A 19,859-nucleotide genomic window follows, 5' to 3' on the forward strand; every position below is an offset into this window, starting at 1 on the left:
CGACGGGCCGGAAACCCACTCGCGGTGGGCGGCCCCGGCTGGCTCAGGTGACGCCGAGGGAGTCGTCGGTGCCGGCGCGGGCCCCGCCGACGAACTCGTCGAGCGTCGGCCCGTGCAGCACCTGACCGGGGACCGGGTCGCGGGCCGCCCGCGCGGCCAGCCGGTCGGCCGGCAGCCGGCCCGCCCGGTTGGCGGCGGCGAGCACCACGTTGCCGTAACGCCGCCCGCGCAGCATCCGCCGGTCGGCGACCAGGCACACGTCGGCGTACACGGCCCGCAGCGTGGCCACCCGGGACCGGGTGAACACCAACGGGGGCAGGTCGGTGACGTTGACCAGCAGGATGCCGTCCGGGCGGAGCACCCGGGCCACCTCGGCGGCGAACTCCACGCTGGCCACGTGCCCCGGCATCCGGGCCGCCCGGTAGACGTCGGCGAGCACCAGGTCGTACCCGCCGGGCGGGGCCGCGGTCACCGCCTCGCGGGCGTCGGCGACGACGACACGTACCCCGGCGCCCGGCGCGGGCAGCTCGCGGCGGACCAGCTCGACCACGGCCGGGTCCCGCTCCACCACGAGCTGGACGGAGCCCGGCCGGGTCGCCCCCACGTAACGGGGCAGGGTCAGGGCGCCCCCGCCGAGGTGCAGCGCGTCGACCGGGGCGCCGGGCGGCGCCGCCAGGTCGACCACGGCGGCCATCCGACGGACGTACTCGAAGTGCAGGTGTCGGGGGTCGGCCACGTCGACGTACGACTGGGCCACCCCGCCCGCGAGCAGGGTGCGCCCGGTGCGGCGGGCCGGGTCGACCACCAGGTGCGGGCCGTCGGTGGCGGTGTGCATCCCGGCACCGTAGTCGCCGCGGCGGGCCCGCCGACCCCGGGCCGGCGGGCACGACTGCCCGCCGACCCCGGGCCTCAACCGCCGGCCGCCGAGCCGAGCAGGTCGCGCAGCCCGTCCGGTACGTGCAGCGAGGCGACCAGGTCGCCGTCCCGGTCGGCCAGCGCGGCGAGCGTCGCCTCCGCCTGGTAGCGGGCCTGCTCCGGGGTACGGCCGCTGAGCCGGGCCACCTCGGCGAGGAAGCCGGGCAGGTCGTGGTGGCGCTCGATGCCGTCCACCGGGACCACGTCGTGCAGCGACACCGGCACGGCCGTCAGCAGCCGCTCCCGTGCGGCCTGGTCCAGCGCCCAGGCCAGGGTCAACACGGTGGCCTCGGCCGCCACCTTCGCGGTGCGGAAGTCGACGCCCGCCCGCCGTCCGACGTCGTCGACCAGTTCCCGGTAGCCCACGCCGACCGCCCCCGGCGCCCCTCCGGGGCCACGTTGCGGGCGTGGCTGCGGCCGGGCGGTCGCCCTGGGAGCGGCCGGAGGTGGGGCCGGCCCGCCCCGGGTGGTGTCGGGCTTGTGCCGGCCGGCCGGCGGCGGCCCGGCCCGCTTACCCCGGTCCAGGTGCGTGAGCTGCTTGGACGCGCTGAGGCTCGCGCCGGTCTCGCTGGCCTGCCGGCCCCGTTCGCGGGACTGGCGGGCCAGCGCCCGGCGGCGCTGGTTGTCACCCTCCATCTGTTTACGCATGGCACACCTCGCCCTCTCCGGTCCGTTGTCTCGACGGTCGCCTTCCCGGCGTCGTCGGGGCCGAAACGGCCGAGCCCCCACGGCACGGGTCCGGCCGACGGCGGCCGGAGCGGCGTCATCCGGGGCGGGTGAGCCAGGCTCACCCGACCGGGCTCCACGATCGGGGTGGGCCGGAGTACTTCCGACACACGCGGAAGGGAAGGTCGTCATGAAGAGGATCGTCGAGATCGTCCCCGCCCGTCCCGGTTGGTACGCCCGCTGGCGGCTCACGCCGCAGGCGACCAGGTGCTACCGGGTGAGCCTGTGGGCCCTGCTGGAGGAGTCCGACGGCATGGGCCGCGAGGTGGTCGGCGTCGACTGCACCGGTCAGTGGCCCGGGGCGGACGACAACGAGGCGGGTGGGGAGTTCGTCCGTTACCTGTTCCAGACGCCCGACTCCGGACCACCGGAGGACGCGGAGCCCCCGCCGGGCGACGCCGAACGGCGGGCCGACGGGCCGCGCCTGCAACCGGTGACCGCCACCTGAGCCACCCTCCCGGCCCCCGACTCGTGGTCCCAGGGTCGGGGGCCACGCCCTGCCCCGGGCCCCGGGGTCAGCCGACGTCGCGCGCGTCGTCGGCGTCGGCGGCGAGCACCTCGCTCAGGCCGGTGCGGTCGAGCAACCGCTGGACCTGGCCGCGTACCCCGGTCAGCCGGGTCGGGCCGGATCCCCTGCGGTGGATCACCACCAGCGCGCTGAGCCCCGAGGAGTCGCAGAGCCCGACGCCGTCCAGGTCGATCTCCAGCTCGTGGCAGCCGTCCCGACGCAGCTCCTCGGCGGTGGCGGTCAGCTCCGGCGCGGTGTCGAAGTCCAGCTCGCCGGTCAGCCGAAGCCGGGCGCGTCCGGCCTCGGACCGGGTGACCTCGATGGTCAACAGCGGTGAGGGCATGGGCCCATGTTCCCAGCCGCCCGCGATCGGCAAACCCCGGACTCAGGTGGGCTCCGCGGGCCGCCGGCGGCCTCTCCCCCGGGGAAGCGGACGAGCCGGCAGCCCGGGGAGGCCGGCTGGCCGATCCGGCGTCAGGTGGCGGTGCCGGCACACCGGCGTAGGGTGGGCTGGGAGGGATTGGACCACATACACCGTTTCGGTGCCGGGCGGTGGTAGAGAAGGAGTGCTCAGCTGGTGACTGCTGCCGACGTCAGGGGCGCGGACCCGGGCGACGGACGGATCTCCACGCCGAGTACCGCACCGGCTCCGGCCTGGTCCGCCGACGTGCCGGTGCGACCCGTGGCCGGACTGCCGAGGCTGACCCCCGACCGCGGCCCACCGACCCCGGCCTGGTCCGAGGTCGTCGAGCACTTCCGCGAGGGCCTGATCGTCTGCGACGCCCGCGGTGTGGTGCGGCACCTGAGTCCGGCCGCCGGGCGCCTGCTGCCCGAGGTGGTCGTCGGCGCGCTGCTCGCCGCGTCCGGGATCGCGGGCCTGGACACCGCGTCCGGCGTCGGCGAGTTCACCCACCACGACCGCAGGCTGCGGGTCCGCCAGGTGTCGCTGTCCGCCGCCCGGTGCTGCTGGTACGTCGAGGATGTCACCGAGAGCGTCGCCCGGGCCGACGCGTTGCTCGCCGAGCGGGCCCGTTCGGCTTTCCTGGCCGTGGTGGGGGAGAAGCTCGGCAACCCGCTGCACCCCGACCGGGCCGCCGCTGCGGTGGTCCGGCTCGCCGTGCCCATCCTGGCCGAGGTGGCCGTGCTGGTGTCGGCCCCCCGCTCCGGCCGGGCCCGCTGGTGGCGGGCCACCCGCGCCGACGACGACGACACCTCGACCGTGGACAGCGGGGTGCTCGACGCCGTCGACCTGCCGGCCGCCGTCGGCGAGGCGCTCGCCGGCACCGAGCCGCACGCGCTGGACTGGCTCGTGGAGCAGGCCGTCGAGGCGGGCTGGTTGCCCGGCCTCGCCGCCGCCGAGGCCAGCGTCCGGGTGGTGCCGCTGCCGGGGCGGGACCTGCCGGCGGGCGTGCTGCTGGTCGCCCGTCGCACCGCCCGCCGCCACGAGGAGGCCGACCTCGACCTCGTCCGTGCCTTCGCGGCCCGGGCGGGCGCCGCCCTGACCACCGCCGTGCTCTACCGTGACCAGGCAGAGGTCGCCGACACCCTCCAGGCCAGCCTGGTGCCGGTCGAGCCGGCCGAGACCACCGGCGTGCAGTGGGGCACCGCGTACCGACCGGCGCAGGCCGGGCTGCGCATCGGCGGGGACTTCTACGGCTCGCACCGCCTGCCCGACGGCGGCTCGGTGTTCTTCCTCGGTGACGTCTCGGGCAAGGGGGTCGAGGCGGCCGTGTTGACCGGCCAGCTCCGCCAGTGCCTCCAGGCGCTGCACCGGGTGGAGTCGAACCCCGGCCGGTTGCTGGGGCTGCTCAACGACGCGCTGCTGGAGACCACCCTGGCGCACGGCCAGGGCCGGTTCGCCACCATGGTGCTCGGCGTGGTCCACCCCCGACGCGACGGCGGGCTGACCCTGACCATGTCCGGCGGCGGCCACCTGCCCCCGCTGGTGCTGCGCACGTCCGGTGAGGTGGAGTTGATCGGCCTCAGCGGGATGCTGATCGGCGTGGTTCCCGACCCGCGTATCGGTGAGGTGACCGTCGAGTTGGCGCCGGGGGAGACCTGCCTGCTCTACAGCGACGGGGTGACCGAGGCGCGGGGCGGCCGGCGTGGCGACGAGCAGTTCGGCACCGACCGCCTGCTCCGTGCCCTCAACGGCTGCCAGCGGATGCCCGCCCCGGCGTTGGCCGAGCGGGTCGAACAGGTCATCTGCGACTGGCTGGCCCAACGCGACCACGACGACATCGCCGTGCTCGCGCTGCGGGCCATCGGGCCGCACAGCCGACCGGCCCGGCACCTGCACGCCGTGTCCTCCCCGTCCTGACCGCTCTCTCGAAGGAGATCGCCGCGTGATCGCAGCCACCGCCGAGGCCTCCCCGGCCGACTCGTACCATGGCTTCCTCGGATCACTGGAGGAGGCCGACGAGTACGCCGCGGTCGACGCCGCGCTCGGGCTGGTCGACGCCGGGGTGCCCGCCGAGCGGGTGCTGCTGGAACTGGTCGCTCCCGCCCAGGTCGAGATCGGTGAGCGGTGGGCGCGCAACGAGTGGAGTGTCGCCCAGGAACACGCAGCCACCCACATCAGCGAGCGGGTCGTGGCCGCCGTCGTCGCCCGGGTCAACCCCCGACCCACCCGGGGGCGGGTCGTCGTGGCCTGCATGGACGGGGAGTGGCACGCCCTGCCGCCCCGGCTGGTCGCCGAGGTGCTGCGGTTGCGCGGCTGGCAGGTCACCTTCCTCGGGGCCAGCGTGCCGGCCGTGGACCTGGTGTCGTACCTGCACCGGCACGACGCGCACGCGGTCGCGCTGGCCTGCGCGCTGCCGACGCGGCTGCCGTACGCGCACCGCGTGATCGAGGCGTGCCGCCGCTCCGACGTGCCGGTGGTGGTCGGCGGCCGGGGCTTCGGCCACGACGGGCGCTGGGCCCGCAGGCTCGGGGTCGCCTGGGCCCCCGACGCGCCCGGCGCGGCCGACCTGGTGGCCGACGAGCGGGCCCTGCGTCGGGTCCAGCCGGCAGACCTGTCCCCACAGCTCGCCGACGACGAGTACGCCAGCCTGGTGAAGCGGCGCGGCGACCTGATCGACGGCGCCCTGGCCGACCTGTGTGACAGGGTTCCCGGGGTGCGGGAGTACACGCCGGCCCAGCTCGACTCCACCGTCAGCGACCTCGGCCACATCGTCGACTTCCTCGCCGCCGCGGTCTACGTCGACGACGCCTCGCTGTTCGCCGAGTTCGTGGAGTGGCTGGTCACCATCCTGGTCAGTCGGGGGGTGCCGGCCTCGGCGGTCGGGTTCACCCTCGGGCACTACGCCGGGGAGCTGCGGGACTCCCCACGGGCGGCGCGTTTCCTGGGCGCGGCGGGGGCGTCGCTCGACGCGGGCGCGCGGTCGCGTTGAGCGTGCGTAGGTGCGGGGGGCCGCGGCTCACTGCTTATACTTGCTCCACTGCAAGCATCAGCCTGCGGTGAAGCGAGGGGAACCACGGTTGACGTTCACCGTCACGTACGCCCAGCGGGACGGTGCCGGGGCGCGCCTGCGACTCGCCGGCGAGCTGGACCTGAGCACCGTGTCCGAGCTGAACGCCGTCCTCGACCGGCTGGCCGACCAGGGGGAGCGGCATCTCCTGGTCGACCTCACCGAGCTGACCTTCTGCGACTCCACCGGCCTCGCCGCCTTCGTCCGGGGCGACAACCGGGCCGCGGCCCGGGGCGGCTGGCTGCGGGTCACCGGGGCCACCGGGCGGGTGGAGCGGGTGCTGAAGGTGACCGGGCTGGCCGAGGTCCTGCGATACCCGTCCGACACGGCGCACCCGAGGTCGCAGTCCGCCTCGTGATGGGCTAGATTTCCCCGCCAGCAGGCGATCGTGAGGTCGCCGTCCGCGTCAAATCCGAGGCAGGTCACTCATGGCTGGAAACATCCCCGGCCCCGTTCGTATCCTCGTGGTGGACGACGATCCCGGCGACGTTCTGATGATCGAGGAGGCCCTCGCCGACTCCGACGTCGACAAGGTCATCGACGTGGTCGGCGACGGCCAGGAGGCCATGGAGTTCCTGCGCCGCGAGGGGCGGCACACCGAGGCCCGCCGGCCCGACGTGATCCTGCTCGACCTGAACATGCCCCGGATGGACGGGCGGCAGGTGCTCGGCGAGGTCAAGCAGGACGACGACCTGCGCACCATCCCGATCGTGGTGCTCACCACCTCCAACGCCGACACCGACATCGTCGGCAGCTACACCCTCCAGGCCAACGCGTACGTGACGAAGCCGATCGACCTGGACGACTTCAACGACGTGGTGCGCCGGATCGACGAGTTCTTCGGCCGCGTCGTGGTGCTGCCCAAGCGGGCCTGACCCGAGCACCGGCGACGGACGTCGTCGCCCGGATGCCGAACAATTCTCCCGAACCCCCTCGGCGTCCCGCCGGCACCGCCGAGGATCGGCAGGTGGGAAGAAGCACCGGCTGCCTGGGGGCGACAGGATGAGGTTCTCCGTCGTGGAGTTCGGCTACGACCGTCGGCAGGTCGACTCCTGCCTCGACGAGCTGGCGGTCCGGCTCAGCCGGCTCGCCGCGCGGGCGGAGGGCGCCGCCGTGACGGGCCGTGAGTGGGACCGGCTCCGGCGGGATGCGGCCCGCCTGTGCGACCTGGTCGAGCGGCACCGGGCCGATGCGGCCGGGGTGGACCCAAGCCGGTCGTCGCCGCCGCCGGAGGCCGAGCGGGAGGCGGCCGAGGCCCTGGCCCGGGCCCGGTTCGAGCTGGACGCGGCCCGCGAGGAGGCCCGGCAGCTCCGCGAGCAGGCGTACGCCGAGGCGGTGCGGGCCCGCCGGGATGTCGAGGCCGCCCTGGCGGCGCGCAGCCTCCGGGCGGCCCGGCTCGACGAGATCCTCACCGGGCCGGTCGGTGAGCCGGTGGCCGCGGACACGCCGACGGCCGCCGCGTCCGTGCCGCCCGGCGGGGTGCCCACGAGCTGAGCGGTGACCGGTGCCGGGCCCGCGGGCGAGCGCGGCACGCGGGTGGCCCGAGCCGGCTCAGACCAGCGCCGCCACCACCGCGGCGGCCCGCTCCTCGTGCCGGGCGTACGCGTCGGGGAACGCCGAGACCTGCACGGACTGGGCGGCGGCGGTGACGCTCATCTCCTGCCAGCCGGGGACCTTCAGCAGCGCCTCGTAGAACACCCGCGCCGCGTACGCGGGGCGCATCAGGTCGCGGACGCTGCCCCAGCCGCTGCTGGGTCGCTGTTGGAACAGCCCGACCGAGTCGTGGTCGGAGCCGCTGCCCTGGTGCGGGTACTCGTAGGACTCGGGCAGCACGTTGCTGGCGAGGTTCCGCAGGTCGCTCTCCTGCATGGCGGTGGACAACGCCACCACCAGCCCTCGGCGGGGCAGTTTCAGGCCCCGCCCCACGTCCACGATGGTCTTGGCGTTGTCCATCTGGAGCTGGTCGAGGCCGGCGACCGGGCGGGGCCGGGACGGCCTGACCGGCTTCGGCTTGCGGCTGGCGCCGGGGCCGGACTTCGCCGTCGGGGTGGGGGAGAGCGTCGGCGGGGCGGCGGGGGCGCGGTCGAGGGAGCGGGAGGCGCGCCGCTCGGCCTCGGCGGCGACCGCGGCCCGGTCGGCGAGGGCGTCGCGGACCGGCACCGGGTCGGTGTCGGCGTGCCGGGTGCCGGCGAAGGCGGCCACGCCGAGGCAGCAGGTCAGGCCGGTGGCCAGGGCCGCGCGCACCGGGGTCGACCCGAGCAGCGCCCGACCGGCGCGGCGCGGCGGTTCGGGCCGGCGATGCCGGCCGGCCGATGTGGCATCGGTAGAACGGTCAGCCGGTCGGGTGGCGGTCTGCTTCTGCTCAGCGTTCTGGTCGGGACGCACCCGCCGAGGCTAGAGAGCCCGGCGCGCTTTCCCCAGGAGGCGGTTGGTGGCCTGCGCCACAATATGCGGAAATCTGACCGGTCATATCCCTCTGATTGGGCAGTAATCCGGCCATCCCGGCGTACCGTCGATGTCCGTCATTACCCATGCAAGAGGTACAAGAGCAATTTTCTGCCGGGCTGGCGCGACCCGTCGCGGTGGCCCGATCAGCTCGTTCGTTCGGGTGATGATCGAATGCCTGTTCAGCGCCCGCCGTTGTCCGCCGGGGTGACCGTGAGACGGTGGCGGGTGCTGTCGCCGCTGGAGAACGGCCAGAGCCGATCGGCGTGCTCGACGAGTTGGGCGAGCTGCTGCGGGCTCAGCCCGGCCGACGAGATGGAGGCGTGCACGTCGGCCCGGTAGCGTCCGTCGTCGTCACGGCCCAGTCGGGCCTCGGCGCGCACCTGTACGGTGTGCGCCTCGTCGGTGATCTCCCCGGCGGCCTCGACCGCCGCGTGGTGCAGGCAGGACGCGAAGGCGGCGGCCAGTAGTTGCTCCGGCGTCAGGCCTGTGCAGTGCGGCGCCAGCGGGGAGGCCAGGGCGCTGGACAGGCCTCCGTCGTCGGTTCGGACGTGGCCCCCCGCCGCCGTCGCGGTGGCCTCGTGCAGCCAGGAACCCGGATCCGGCATTCCGTTCCCCCTCAGTCACCCGCCCGACTACCCGGCCCGCGCCCGGCGAAACCGCCACCGGCTCCGACGGGCTGCGTGGCCTCAGGACGCCCGGTCGCGCCCAGGTCCGGCCGGCCGGTCGCCGACGCCCGCCACCTGGGTCGCGTCGGTGGCGGCCTGCTCCGTCCACGGGGACACCAGCCCTTCGCGCTGCCGGGGCGGGGACATGTCGAGCATCGGCACGTACACCCGGGCGTCGACCGCCTCGGCCAGCAGCAGCGCGGCCATCAGGCTGGTCGGCCGGCACGTGGGTTCGTCGGCCATCAACTGCTCGCAGAGCCCGGCCACCTCCGGCGGCAGGCCGTCCACCGGCGGCAGCGGCTCCGGTGGCAGCCGTCGGCGTGCCCCCAGCAACTCGCTGGTGCTCTCGGCCCGGTACGGCAGACGGCCGGTGAGACAGTAGTAGAGCAGCACCCCGAGGGCGTACATGTCGGCGGCCGGGGTGGCGGGCCGCCGGTCGAACTGCTCCGGAGCAAGGTACGCGGGAGTGCCCACCACCATGCCGTCCGGCAGATCGTCGGGCATGTCGGCCGAGGTGGCGATGCCGAAGTCCAGCACCTTGACCCCGCTCGGGGTGAGCATCACGTTGGCCGGCTTCACGTCCCGGTGCACGATGCCGTGCGCGTGCGCGGCGGCCAGCGCCGCCGCGATCTCGGCGCAGACCCGCACGGCGATGCGCCAGTCCAGCGGCCCGGCGCGCAGGTGCGCGGCGAGGGTGTCCCCCTCCGCCAACTCCATCACTATGTACGGCGCCGACCGGCCGGGCGGCGTCGACGAGGCGCCGAAGTCGTGCACGCTGGCCACGTTCGGGTGCACCAGCCGGGCCGCGGAGCGGGCCTCGGTGCGGATGCGTTCCACCGAGTTGGCCTCGTCCCGGCCGGGGGAGATCAGCTTCACCGCGACCGGCCGGTCGAGCACCGTGTCGTGGGCCTGCCACACCTCTGACATGCCGCCGATGCCGATGCGCTGTTCGAGCTGGTAGCGCCCGTCCAGCATTCTCATCGACCGCTCCTCGTCTAGCTCGCCACCATCGGTGGGCGGCAATCCCGTCACTTCCGCCCGGTACCCGACCTCGGAGCTGGGCAAACCGCCGGGGTGTAGACACCGCGCCGCCCGCGTCCCCCGGTGCGGTGCGGTAGCTTCCACACGGGAAGGTCGACCCGGGGTGACGGTGGCGAAACGGAGGGGTGATGACCGAGGTGACCGTGCGGTTCGTCGGCGGGCCCGCGCACGACCTGGTGCGACAGGTGCCGGCCGGGTCCGACGGGACGCCCCCGCAGCGCTGGGTGCTGCGCCACCCGGGCGGCTCCCCGGCGCCGACCGCCGACCACCTCTACCGACGCGACCGCCCGGACGACACCGGCACCTGGACCATGCGCTTCGTCCGCACCGACCCGATGGGCATGTCACAGTGATCCGCCGGGCTCCGACGCGGTGAGCCGTCGAGCCCGACGTGATGTGCGTGGTCCCGGCATCGGCCGGCTCGCACAGCTGATACACAGGGTCTGCCGATGTGGGGCACAGCCGACCGTCCCACGATGGGAGGCATGGTCATGGAGGGGCAGGCCGCGCAGGGCCGCATCGAGCTGCGCCGACCCGACGGGGAACCCGTCCGGGTGCTGGTGGTCGACGACGAGCCCACGCTCACCGACCTGCTCTCGATAGCGCTGCGCTACGAGGGCTGGCAGGTCCGTACCGCGGGCAACGGGATGACGGCGCTGAGCACCGCCCGGCAGTTCCAGCCGGACGCGGTGGTGCTCGACGTGATGCTGCCCGACCTGGACGGCTTCCAGGTGCTGCGCCGGTTGCGCGAGCACACCCCGACCGTGCCGGTGCTCTTCCTCACCGCCCGGGACGCGGTGGAGGAGCGCATCGCCGGGCTCACCGTCGGCGGCGACGACTACGTCACCAAGCCGTTCAGCCTGGAGGAGGTGATCGCCCGGCTGCGGGCGCTGCTGCGCCGCTCCGGGTTCGCCGTCGCCACCCAGGAGGACGCGGTGCTGACCGTCGGCGACCTCAGCCTGGACGAGGACAGCCACGAGGTGCGCCGCGGTGGCCAGATGGTCACCCTCACCGCGACCGAGTTCGAGCTGCTGCGGTACCTGATGCGCAACCCGCGTCGGGTGCTCAGCAAGACGCAGATCCTCGACCACGTCTGGAACTACGACTTCGGCGGGCAGGCCAACGTCGTCGAGCTGTACATCTCGTACCTGCGGAAGAAGATCGACGTCGGACGGGTGCCGATGATCCACACGCTGCGCGGCGCGGGGTATGTCCTCAAGCCCGCGGACTGACCGGCTGCGCCGCTGGCTGGCCGGCTGGTCGCTGCGCACCCGGCTGGTGGCCGCCGTGGTGGCGCTGCTCGCCCTGGTCAGCGTCGGGATCGGCGGGCTGACCACAGTGGCGCTGCGACACTTCCTCGTCGCCCAGGTCGACGACCAGCTCACCTTCGACCAGCGCCGGGGCGGCGGGGACCGGCGGGACCGGTACCCCACCCTGCCCCCGCTGCCCCACGAGGTGACACTGCCCCCCGGCTTCCCGCCCGGCTCGATCGTCGTCCGGGTGGTCGACGGCCGGGTCGTGGAGGCGAAGATCCGCAACTCGGCCGGTTCGGTCGAGCCGCTCGCCACCGACACGGCGACCCCGCTGGCCGGGCTGGCCGTCGACGGCCGGCCGCGCACGGTGGACCTCGGCGACCAGGGCGACTACCGGGCGGTGGCCCGGCAGCTCGTCGACCTCGACAACGACGGCTCCGGTGGGGTGCTGGTCTTCGCGCTGCCGCTGGCCGTCGTCCAGGACACCGTCTGGTGGATGGTGCTGGCCCAGGCCGGGGTCGCCGCCGCCGGGCTGCTCGTCGCCGGCGGCCTCGGTGCGCTGATCGTCCAGGCCACCCTGCGCCCGCTGCGCCGGGTCGCCGCCACCGCGGCCCGGGTCACCGAGCTGCCGCTGGACCGGGGCGAGGTGGCACTGTCCGTGCGGGTCCCCGACGCGGACACCGACCCCCGCACCGAGATCGGCCAGGTCGGCGGCGCGCTCAACCGGATGCTCGGGCACGTCGCCGCCGCGCTCGCCGCCCGCCAGGCCAGCGAGACCCGGGTACGCCAGTTCGTCGCCGACGCCAGCCACGAGCTGCGCACCCCCCTCGCGGCCATCCGCGGGTACGCCGAGGTGGCCCGCCGGGGCCGCGACCTCGTCCCGCCGGACGTGGCGCACGCGCTGCGCCGGGTCGAGTCGGAGAGCACCCGGATGACCAGCCTCGTCGACGACCTGCTGCTGCTGGCCCGGCTCGACTCCGGTCGCCCCCTGGCGGTCGAGCCGGTGGACCTGACGGCGCTGGTCGTCGACGCGGTCAGCGACGCGCACGCCGCCGGCCCGGAGCACCGCTGGCAGCTCGACCTGCCCGAGGCGGAGCAGGTGGTGCCCGGCGACGCCGCCCGGCTGCACCAGGTGGTGGCGAACCTGCTGGCCAACGCCCGGGTGCACACCCCGCCGGGTACCACCGTCACCACCCGGCTCGCCCCCACCCCGCCGGGAGTCGTGCTCAGCGTCACCGACGACGGCCCCGGTGTCCCGGCCGACCTGCAGAACGAGGTCTTCGAGCGCTTCGCCCGGGGGGACAGCTCCCGGTCGCGCGCCCACGGCAGCACGGGCCTCGGGCTGGCCATCGTGGCGGCCGTGGTGGACGCCCACCACGGCCGGGTCGAGCTGTCCAGCCGGCCGGGGCGAACCGTGTTCACGGTTTCCCTGCCGGCGGTCACGGACTCCACAGCGCACGCATAGGTCGTCACGGGCCCGGCTGCGCGGCTTGAATCGACGGTCCGGCCGTCCCGGCCCCCGGGTCAGTCGACCGGCAGCGGGGCGAACAGGTCGACGGCGGTGCCGTCGGGGTCGTGCAGGATCGCGTACCGCTGGCCCCAGACCGCGTCCCACGGCGCCAGGTGGCCGTGGAAGCCGGCCCCGGTGAGCTCGGCCCAGCACCGGTCGACCTCGGCCGGGTCGGCGCAGCGGAACGCGAGGCTGACCCGGGAGCCTCCGGTCGGCGGCGCCCAGTCGGGGTCGAACCCGCGGATCGTCTCCACCGTGTCCCAGGCCAGCCGCAGGCCGCCGGCCAACGTGAACTCCACGTGCGGCTCGGCCTCCGCGCCGGCCGGGACGTCGAGGCCCAGGCGGCGGTAGAAGTCGAGGGTCCGGGCCATGTCGGTGACCGTCAGGCCGACGAGGTCGAAGTGAGGTGTCATACGCCGACCGTACGGCGGGGCCGGGCGTCGCGTCCTGAACGGAACGGACGCGGTCGGACTGGGCGGTGTGGCCTCGACGCGGCCCGTCGTCGCGTACGGTGGCAATGAGACAAGTCCGGCTTTTCGGCAGAAAAACCCCTAAGTGGCGGAGCCGGAAGCTGACTCCGGGACGGCGAGGGGAAGGAGCGACCCGTGATGCACCTGGCCTACCTGGACGCGGGTTCCGGCAGCCTGATCGTGCAGGCGGTGGTCGGAGGGGTGGCCGGAGCGGCGGTGGCCACGAAGCTCTACTGGCGTCGGCTGACGGACCGGTTCCGCCGCCGGCCCACCGACCGTTCCTGAGCCGGGCCCGCCGGCATGACCACCCCCGACACCGGTGTCCGGGTCGAGCCGGGCTCCTTCCGCGACCCGGCGAACCGCGTCTTCTACGCCGACGGTGAGGTGCTGCGCGGGCTCGACGCGCGGGCGGCCGAGGACTGGCGGGCCCTGGCCGCCAGCGAGTTCTTCCCGCCGCTGCTCGCCGCCGGCAAGGTCTGCGGCACCGAACCCGTCGCGCCGGACCGGTTCCGCGCCCCCGACGGAGTGCCGTGGGCCGCGGTCCTGCGCCACGAGCGCATCCCGTTCGTCTCCCACCCGTACGAGTGGTCGTTCGGCATGCTGCGCGACGCCGCGTTGCTGCACCTGGAGGTCCTGCGCGCGGCGCTGGCCGCCGGCTTCACCACAAAGGACGGATCGGCCTACAACCTCCAGTGGCACGGCGTCCGACCGGTCTTCATCGACGTCGGCTCGTTCGAGCCGGCCCGGGACGGCGAGCCCTGGGCCGGCTACCGGCAGTTCTGCCAGACCCTGCTCTACCCGCTGCTGCTCACCGCCCACCTCGGCGTGGACTTCCAGCCCTGGCTGCGCGCCCAGGTAGACGGCATCCCGCCGGAGCAGATGCGCCGGCTGTTCACCGGCACCCGCCGGCTGCTGCCCGGCGTCCCCACCCACGTGCACCTGCACTCCGCGATGCAGCAGCGGCACGCCGCCGCGACCACCAGCGACGTGCGGGCGCAACTGCGCACCGCCGGGTACTCCCGGGAACTGGCCCTGGCCGCCGTGCGCCGGATCGAGAAGCTGATCCGCCGGCTGGCCCCGCACCACGCCCGCAGCCACTGGGTCGACTACCAGCGCACCTGCACGTACTCGGCGGGGGACCGGGCGGCCAAGGAACGCTTCGTCGCCGCGGCGCTGACCGCCGGCCCGCCGCCCGGCCTGGTGCTGGACCTGGGCGCCAACGACGGCCGGTACGCCCGGATCGCCGCCCGGCACGCCGGCTACGTCGTCGCCGTCGAGCAGGACCCGGCCGTGGTGGACGACCTGTACGCGGCGCTGCGCGCCGAGGGCCAACGGCGGGTGCTGCCGCTGGTGATGGACCTGGCGGACCCGTCACCCGGGGGCGGCTGGCGGGGCGTGGAGCGGGCGGCCTTCGCCACCCGGGCCCGTGCCGACCTGGTGCTGGCCCTCGCCGTCGTGCACCACCTCGCGATCGGGCGCAACGTGCCGCTGGACCAGCTCGTCGACCAGCTCGCCGACGCCTGCGCCCCCGGCGGCCGGCTGGTGGTCGAGTTCGTTCACCCGGACGACCCGATGGCCCGGCGGCTGCTGGCCAACCGGCCGCCCGGCCTCTTCCCGGCCTACCGGCCCGACGAGTTCGCCCGGTTGCTGGCCGCCCGGTGCCGGATCGAGCGGCACGCCGAACTGCCCTCAGGCACCCGGACGCTCTACCAGGCGGTGGTGGGTGGCTGACTCGGCACCGGCGCCGCCGACCCTCCGGGCCGTCGATCCGGCTCCGGGCCGCCCCACCCCGCGGACCGGGTGGCGGGCGGAGCGGGGCCTGCTGCTGGAGGTGGTGGCGCTGGTCGGGCTGGTGGTCACCCAGCCGATGCTGGACGTGCTGGGCCGCAGCCCCGACTTCTTCCTGTTCCACCGGGCCACCCGGGGCGAGATCCTGACCCTGGTGGCGCTGATCGCGCTGGTCCCCACGCTGCCGGTGGCCCTGCTCGGCGCGGTGAGCCGGCTGGCCGGGCGGCGCGTCCGGGCCGCCGTGCACACCGGGACCGTCGGCCTGCTGCTCGCCGCCCTCGCCGTCCAGGTGGGCCGGCAGGGCACGCCGCTGCGGGGCGTACCGCTGCTGCTGGCCGCAGCGGTGATGGGCGCGGCCGGTGCCGCCGCGCACCGGCGGTGGCGCGGCCCGGGGTGGGCGCTGCGGGTGGCCGCGGCCGGGCCGCCGGCCTTCGTGGCGTTGTTCCTGCTCGCCTCGCCCGCGTCGCCGGTGGTGCTGCCGGGGGGCCCCGTCGGCGCGGCCGGGGCGGCCGGGGCGGGGGAGCACCCGCCGGTGGTCGTGCTGGTCCTCGACGAGCTGCCGCTGGTCTCCCTGCTCGGCCCCGACGCCCGGATCGACGCCGCCCGCTACCCGCACTTCGCCGAGCTGGCGGCGGGCTCCACCTGGTACCGCAACGCCACCGGGGTCAGCGGCTGGACGCCGTACGCGCTGCCGGCCATGCTCACCGGCCGGTACCCGGCGCGGCCGGTCGCCCCGCACTACTCGCAGTACCCGGACAACCTGTTCACCGCCCTCGGTGGCCTGTACGACGTCCGGGCGCAGGAGAGCATCACCCGGCTCTGCCCGCCCAGCCGCTGCGACCAGCCGGCCAGCCCCACGCAGGGCCTCGGCGCCCTGGTCCGGGAGAGCGGCCGGCTGCTGCGCCAGGTGACCGCCCCGGTGGACAGCCGGATCGCCCCCGAGGAGTCGTACCGCGAGCTGACCGCCGCCGAGGCGGGGCTGGACGCCGCCGAGCCGGTCCCGGCCGACCCGAAGTTCCGCTGGGACAGCCTCGACGACAACCAGCCGGCCCGGTTCACCACGTTCCTGGCCGGGCTGCGCCCCAGCGACCGGCCCACCCTGCACTTCCTGCACCTGCTGATGCCGCACGCGCCCTGGGCGTTCCTGCCCTCGGGGGCCCGCTACGCCGCCCCACAGGACCTGCCCAACGACGGCGCGGGCTGGGTCGAGCTGGCCCGGCAGCGGCACCTCGCCCAGCTGGGGTACACCGACCGGCTGATCGGCGAGACGCTGCGCGCCCTGCGCGCCGGCGGCCTGTACGACAAGGCCCTTGTGGTGGTCACCGCCGACCACGGGGTCAGCTTCGACAACGGCTTCCAGGGGCGTGGGATGGCCGCCGTCCGCGCGGCGGCCGGGCAGGTGGCCTGGGTGCCGATGTTCGTCAAGGAGCCCGGCCAGCGGGCCGGGCGGGTCGACGACCGCAACTGGGAACACGTCGACCTGCTGCCCACGGTCGCCGACCACGCGCAGGTGCGGATCCCCTGGCAGGTCGACGGGAGCTCCGCCCGGCAGGCCCCGCGCGAACGCCCCGACAAACGCTTCTACGACCGGCCGGGCGAGCCGGTCAGCCTCCCCGGCGGGGTGCCGGAGCCGCCGCCCCAGCCGCCGCCCCACCCGCTGGTCGGCGCAGCCGTGGGGGAGCGGCCGGTCGGCGGTACCGCCCGGGTCGCCGACCTCGCCGCGTTCCGCGCCGTCGACCCGGACGCGGGCGAACTGCCGGCCCTGGTCTGGGGCACCGTCGGTGCGTCGGTGCGCGACGGCACGCTGCTCGCCGTCGCGGTCAACGGCCGGATCGGGGCGGTAGTCCCGGTCGTGCCGCCCGATGCCGGCGGGCGGCGGTTCGCCGCACTCCTCCCCGACGACCGGCTGTTCCGGGCCGGCGTCAACCGGCTGGACGTCTACCGGGTCGGCCCCGGCGACGAGCTGCGCCGGCTGAGTGTTTCCTGAGAGTTTCGCCCGCCCGGTGCAAGGGCCCCTGCCGGCGGGTGACCCGTCCCATGGGGCCCTTCGCGGTGCTTTGCCCCGTTTCGTCGCCCGGCTCGCCCCCACCGGGTTTCCCCGCCTGCGGGTCGGGAATCGGGTGACGCATACCTCACCGCCGAACCACGGCGAGCGGCGTTCCCGCAACCGTGTTTACGGTGAATGCGAAGGCAATTTCAAGGTAGATCTGCCGGCGAAGCGAGGAACCACATGACGGATGTCAAGCTCGATCACCCCGGTGGGCAGCTGTCGATGCCGGTGCACTCGGCGGTCGAGGGGCCCGCCGGCATCGGCGTGAGCAAGCTTCTCAAGGAAACCGGGATGACCACGTACGATCCCGGCTTCGTCAACACCGCGGCCTGTTCCTCCGAGATCACCTACATCGACGGCGACGCGGGCATCCTGCGGTACCGGGGCTACCCGATCGAGCAGCTGGCCGAGAAGTCCTCCTTCCTGGAGGTCTCCTACCTGTTGATCTACGGCGAGCTGCCCGGCCAGCAGGAGCTGACCGAGTTCAGCGAGCGGATCTCGCGGCACTCGCTGCTGCACGAGGAGATGCGCCGGTTCTTCGACGGCTTCCCGCGCGACGCGCACCCGATGGCCGTGCTCTCGTCGGCGGTCAGCGCCATCTCGACCTTTTACCAGGACAGCCTCGACCCGTTCGACCCCGCCCACGTCGAGATGTCCACGGTCCGGCTGATGGCGAAGGTCCCCACCATCGCCGCGTACGCCTACAAGAAGTCCATCGGGCAGCCGCTGCTGTACCCGGACAACTCGCTGGGCTACGTGGAGAACTTCCTGCGGGGGACGTTCGGCGTGCCGGCGGAGCCGTACGAGGTCGACCCGGTGATGGCCAAGGTGCTGGACATGCTCTTCGTCCTGCACGCCGACCACGAGCAGAACTGCTCCACGTCGACCGTGCGGCTGGTCGGCTCCAGCAACGCCAACCTCTTCGCCTCGGTCTCGGCGGGCGTGAACGCGCTCTTCGGGCCCCTGCACGGCGGCGCCAACCAGGCCGTGCTGGAGATGCTGCAGAAGATCCAGGTCGACGGCGGCGACGTCGCGTCCTTCGTCCGCAAGGTCAAGGACAAGCAGGACGGCGTGAAGCTGATGGGCTTCGGTCACCGGGTCTACAAGAACTACGACCCGCGCGCCGCCATCGTGAAGAAGGCCGCCCAGGACGTGCTCGGCCGGATGGCCAAGCCGGACCCGCTGCTGGACATCGCGATGCAGCTGGAGGAGATCGCCCTCGCCGACGACTTCTTCGTCTCCCGCCGGCTCTACCCGAACGTGGACTTCTACACCGGCCTGATCTACAAGGCCATGGGCTTCCCGACGAAGATGTTCACCGTGCTCTTCGCCCTCGGCCGGCTCCCCGGCTGGATCGCCCAGTGGCGCGAGATGATCAACGATCCGGAGACCAAGATCGGCCGCCCCCGGCAGCTCTACACCGGCTCCCCCGAGCGGGCGTACGCCCCGCTAGCGGAGCGCTGAGCCGGCCACAGGCGCCAGGACGACGGGCACCAGGACGACGGGCACAGGACGACGGGCCGCTACCCCAGCCGGGGGTGGGCGGCCCGTTCGGTCGGTGGGTCATCCATCTCCGGTCGGCGGGTCACCTTCGGTCGGCGGCAGGCGCGTCCGCGCGCCCGGTCGGCGCACCCCAGTCGGTGACCGCGGGTCCTATGGAGCTGCCCCGTTTGCGCTACCGCCGCAGCCGGTCGACAGAACGGTCGTCCCGGGCCGTGGCGGTGCCGGACGCCCCGCCACGGGCACGCCGAAACTCGGCGGTGCGCGCGGCCAGTGCGCCGGGGCGGTGCGCGCCCAGTGCGTCCGGCCGGTGCGCCCCAGCCCGACCGGGGGTCCCCGGGGAAGCGAGCCGGGCGGTTTCCCAACCTGGCCGTGGGCGGGCATGGGGACGGGGCGTTACCGGGAGGCGTGTCTGGGGGCCGGTTGCCCTGGTGCGTGCCGGCTCGCTGCCGGTAGCGCAGACGGGGCAGCTCCATAGGGGCCGCAGGAGCCGTGCCCGGTGCTCGCTTGTCCGGTCAGGCCGAGCCGTGCCGTTGCGGCGACACGGCGGTATCGCCGCGTAGGGGACACCGCCCTGTCGCCGTCACGTCGCATCGCGCCATCGCGTCGCGGGCACGTAGGTCGTGTCGCGGGCACGTAGGTCGTTCAGCGGAGGCCGGCGGCGGCGAGGAGGTTGCCCTCGGCGATGTGCGCCGGGGAGCGGCCCTCGGTCATCCGGCGCTCGGCGCGCTCCGCGGTGAACGCCGGGGCCTTGGCGATCGCCGCCGCGTACGCCGCGGCGGTGCGGTGCGCGATGGCCGCCCATCCGTACTGCTCGTGCACCATGGCGCGGGCCCGGCGGGCCAGCGCCCGGGCGTGCTCCCGGTCGGACAGCAGGGCGTGCACCGCCTCGGTCAGCCCGGCCGGATCCTGCGGGGCGAAGGTCATCCCGGTCACGCCGGGCTCGACGATCTCGGCGAGCCCGCCGGTCGCGGCGACGGCCAGGGGCGCCCCGGCCGCGGCCCCCTCCAGGGCCACCATGCCGAACGGCTCGTAGATGCTCGGCACCGCGAAGCAGTCCGAGGCCGCCATCACGGCGGGCAGGTCGGTGCCGCCGAGGAAGCCCGGCATGCTCACCATGCCGCCGAGGCCGAGCCGGTGCACCTCGGCCTCCAGGGCCGACTTGTACGGCCCGTCGCCGACGATGACCGCGCGCAGCCCGGGGTGCCGCTCGCGCAGCCGGGGCAGCCCGGCGAGCAGGTGTTGCACGCCCTTCTCGTACACCAGCCGGCCGGCGAAGGTGACCAGCGGGCCGTCCCCGGCGAACCGGGCCCGGGCCGAGGCGACCGCCGAAGCCGGCACCTTCCAGCGGTGTGGCTCCACCCCGTTGGCCACCACGTCGATCCGGCTGGTCGGCACGCCGAACAGGGCGTTGACCTCGTCGCGCATGTATCCGGAGCAGGCGATCACCCGGTTGGATTCGCCGCTGATCCAGTGTTCGACGCTGTGGATGGTGCGGTTCATCTCTTCGGGGAG

Annotated in this window: 20 protein-coding genes and 1 pseudogene; 13 read left to right on the plus strand and 8 right to left on the minus strand. The window is 74.7% G+C overall.

Annotated features, from left to right (window positions below; all coding sequences use genetic code 11):
• Positions 1-43: 43 nt before the first annotated feature.
• On the minus strand, positions 44-835 hold the full coding sequence (locus tag ACFYZF_RS26595) for a spermidine synthase (protein WP_387025238.1): 792 nt from the start codon (positions 833-835) through the stop codon (positions 44-46).
• Positions 836-912: 77 nt separating this feature from the next.
• Positions 913-1,563 (minus strand): annotated as a pseudogene (locus tag ACFYZF_RS26600) (DUF2267 domain-containing protein); the annotation flags it as partial.
• Between the two features lie 208 nt (positions 1,564-1,771).
• Between ACFYZF_RS26600 and ACFYZF_RS26605 the strand changes: the two are divergent.
• Entirely contained in the window at positions 1,772-2,089 is a 318-nt protein-coding gene (locus tag ACFYZF_RS26605; RefSeq protein ID WP_387025240.1) for a hypothetical protein, read from the plus strand.
• A 67-nt stretch (positions 2,090-2,156) separates the two neighbouring features.
• Here ACFYZF_RS26605 and ACFYZF_RS26610 read toward each other — a convergent pair whose 3' ends face one another.
• A complete protein-coding gene (locus tag ACFYZF_RS26610) occupies positions 2,157-2,492 on the minus strand; it encodes an STAS domain-containing protein (RefSeq protein ID WP_387025241.1) in 336 nt (111 codons plus the stop codon).
• Positions 2,493-2,726: 234 nt separating this feature from the next.
• On the opposite strand from ACFYZF_RS26610, the gene ACFYZF_RS26615 reads away from it, so the two are divergent.
• From ACFYZF_RS26615 to ACFYZF_RS26635, 5 genes are all read left to right on the plus strand, one after another.
• Entirely contained in the window at positions 2,727-4,469 is a 1,743-nt protein-coding gene (locus ACFYZF_RS26615) for a SpoIIE family protein phosphatase (protein ID WP_387025243.1), read from the plus strand.
• Between the two features lie 25 nt (positions 4,470-4,494).
• Entirely contained in the window at positions 4,495-5,541 is a 1,047-nt protein-coding gene (locus ACFYZF_RS26620; protein ID WP_387025245.1) for a B12-binding domain-containing protein, read from the plus strand.
• A gap of 88 nt (positions 5,542-5,629) precedes the next feature.
• Positions 5,630-5,977: an STAS domain-containing protein gene (locus ACFYZF_RS26625; protein ID WP_387025247.1), complete on the plus strand. Its 348-nt coding sequence runs from the start codon at positions 5,630-5,632 to the stop codon at positions 5,975-5,977.
• 70 nt (positions 5,978-6,047) lie between these two features.
• Positions 6,048-6,494: a response regulator gene (locus ACFYZF_RS26630; RefSeq protein WP_387025249.1), complete on the plus strand. Its 447-nt coding sequence runs from the start codon at positions 6,048-6,050 to the stop codon at positions 6,492-6,494.
• A 127-nt stretch (positions 6,495-6,621) separates the two neighbouring features.
• Positions 6,622-7,113 (plus strand): ATPase, encoded by a 492-nt coding sequence (locus ACFYZF_RS26635; RefSeq protein WP_387025251.1) that lies wholly within the window; start codon positions 6,622-6,624, stop codon positions 7,111-7,113.
• A gap of 57 nt (positions 7,114-7,170) precedes the next feature.
• Here the strand turns inward: ACFYZF_RS26635 and ACFYZF_RS26640 are convergent, their stop codons facing one another.
• The 3 genes from ACFYZF_RS26640 to ACFYZF_RS26650 all read right to left on the minus strand — a co-directional run bounded on the left by ACFYZF_RS26640 (position 7,171) and on the right by ACFYZF_RS26650 (position 9,713).
• Positions 7,171-8,004: a hypothetical protein gene (locus ACFYZF_RS26640; RefSeq protein WP_387025253.1), complete on the minus strand. Its 834-nt coding sequence runs from the start codon at positions 8,002-8,004 to the stop codon at positions 7,171-7,173.
• Positions 8,005-8,246: 242 nt separating this feature from the next.
• Entirely contained in the window at positions 8,247-8,672 is a 426-nt protein-coding gene (locus ACFYZF_RS26645) for an OsmC family protein (RefSeq protein WP_387025255.1), read from the minus strand.
• Positions 8,673-8,753: 81 nt separating this feature from the next.
• Entirely contained in the window at positions 8,754-9,713 is a 960-nt protein-coding gene (locus ACFYZF_RS26650) for a serine/threonine-protein kinase (protein ID WP_387025257.1), read from the minus strand.
• A 188-nt stretch (positions 9,714-9,901) separates the two neighbouring features.
• Here ACFYZF_RS26650 and ACFYZF_RS26655 point away from each other — a divergent pair, with 188 nt between their 5' ends.
• From ACFYZF_RS26655 to ACFYZF_RS26665, 3 genes are all read left to right on the plus strand, one after another.
• Complete coding sequence (locus ACFYZF_RS26655) at positions 9,902-10,126, plus strand: hypothetical protein (protein ID WP_387025259.1); 225 nt, start codon at positions 9,902-9,904, stop codon at positions 10,124-10,126.
• A 132-nt stretch (positions 10,127-10,258) separates the two neighbouring features.
• Complete coding sequence (locus tag ACFYZF_RS26660; protein ID WP_387025280.1) at positions 10,259-11,005, plus strand: response regulator transcription factor; 747 nt, start codon at positions 10,259-10,261, stop codon at positions 11,003-11,005.
• Positions 10,983-12,491: an ATP-binding protein gene (locus ACFYZF_RS26665; RefSeq protein ID WP_387025261.1), complete on the plus strand. Its 1,509-nt coding sequence runs from the start codon at positions 10,983-10,985 to the stop codon at positions 12,489-12,491. The genes ACFYZF_RS26660 and ACFYZF_RS26665 overlap by 23 nt, the downstream gene beginning before the upstream one ends.
• A gap of 59 nt (positions 12,492-12,550) precedes the next feature.
• Here ACFYZF_RS26665 and ACFYZF_RS26670 read toward each other — a convergent pair whose 3' ends face one another.
• Positions 12,551-12,949: a VOC family protein gene (locus tag ACFYZF_RS26670; protein WP_387025262.1), complete on the minus strand. Its 399-nt coding sequence runs from the start codon at positions 12,947-12,949 to the stop codon at positions 12,551-12,553.
• Positions 12,950-13,141: 192 nt separating this feature from the next.
• Here ACFYZF_RS26670 and ACFYZF_RS26675 point away from each other — a divergent pair, with 192 nt between their 5' ends.
• From ACFYZF_RS26675 to ACFYZF_RS26690, 4 genes are all read left to right on the plus strand, one after another.
• A complete protein-coding gene (locus ACFYZF_RS26675) occupies positions 13,142-13,291 on the plus strand; it encodes a hypothetical protein (RefSeq protein ID WP_387025264.1) in 150 nt (49 codons plus the stop codon).
• 15 nt (positions 13,292-13,306) lie between these two features.
• Positions 13,307-14,737: a class I SAM-dependent methyltransferase gene (locus ACFYZF_RS26680; protein WP_387025266.1), complete on the plus strand. Its 1,431-nt coding sequence runs from the start codon at positions 13,307-13,309 to the stop codon at positions 14,735-14,737.
• Positions 14,730-16,781: a sulfatase-like hydrolase/transferase gene (locus ACFYZF_RS26685; RefSeq protein ID WP_387025268.1), complete on the plus strand. Its 2,052-nt coding sequence runs from the start codon at positions 14,730-14,732 to the stop codon at positions 16,779-16,781. The genes ACFYZF_RS26680 and ACFYZF_RS26685 overlap by 8 nt, the downstream gene beginning before the upstream one ends.
• A 243-nt stretch (positions 16,782-17,024) precedes the next feature.
• Positions 17,025-18,308, plus strand: coding sequence for a citrate synthase (locus ACFYZF_RS26690; RefSeq protein ID WP_387025270.1), 1,284 nt, complete (start codon positions 17,025-17,027; stop codon positions 18,306-18,308).
• 681 nt (positions 18,309-18,989) lie between these two features.
• On the opposite strand, the gene ACFYZF_RS26695 is transcribed toward ACFYZF_RS26690, so the two are convergent.
• Positions 18,990-19,859 (minus strand): glycosyltransferase family 4 protein (locus ACFYZF_RS26695; protein WP_387025272.1); only part of this gene is annotated, 870 nt, incomplete at its 5' end.

This window comes from Micromonospora sp. NPDC001898 (assembly GCF_042891255.1).
Lineage (GTDB): Bacteria > Actinomycetota > Actinomycetes > Mycobacteriales > Micromonosporaceae > Micromonospora.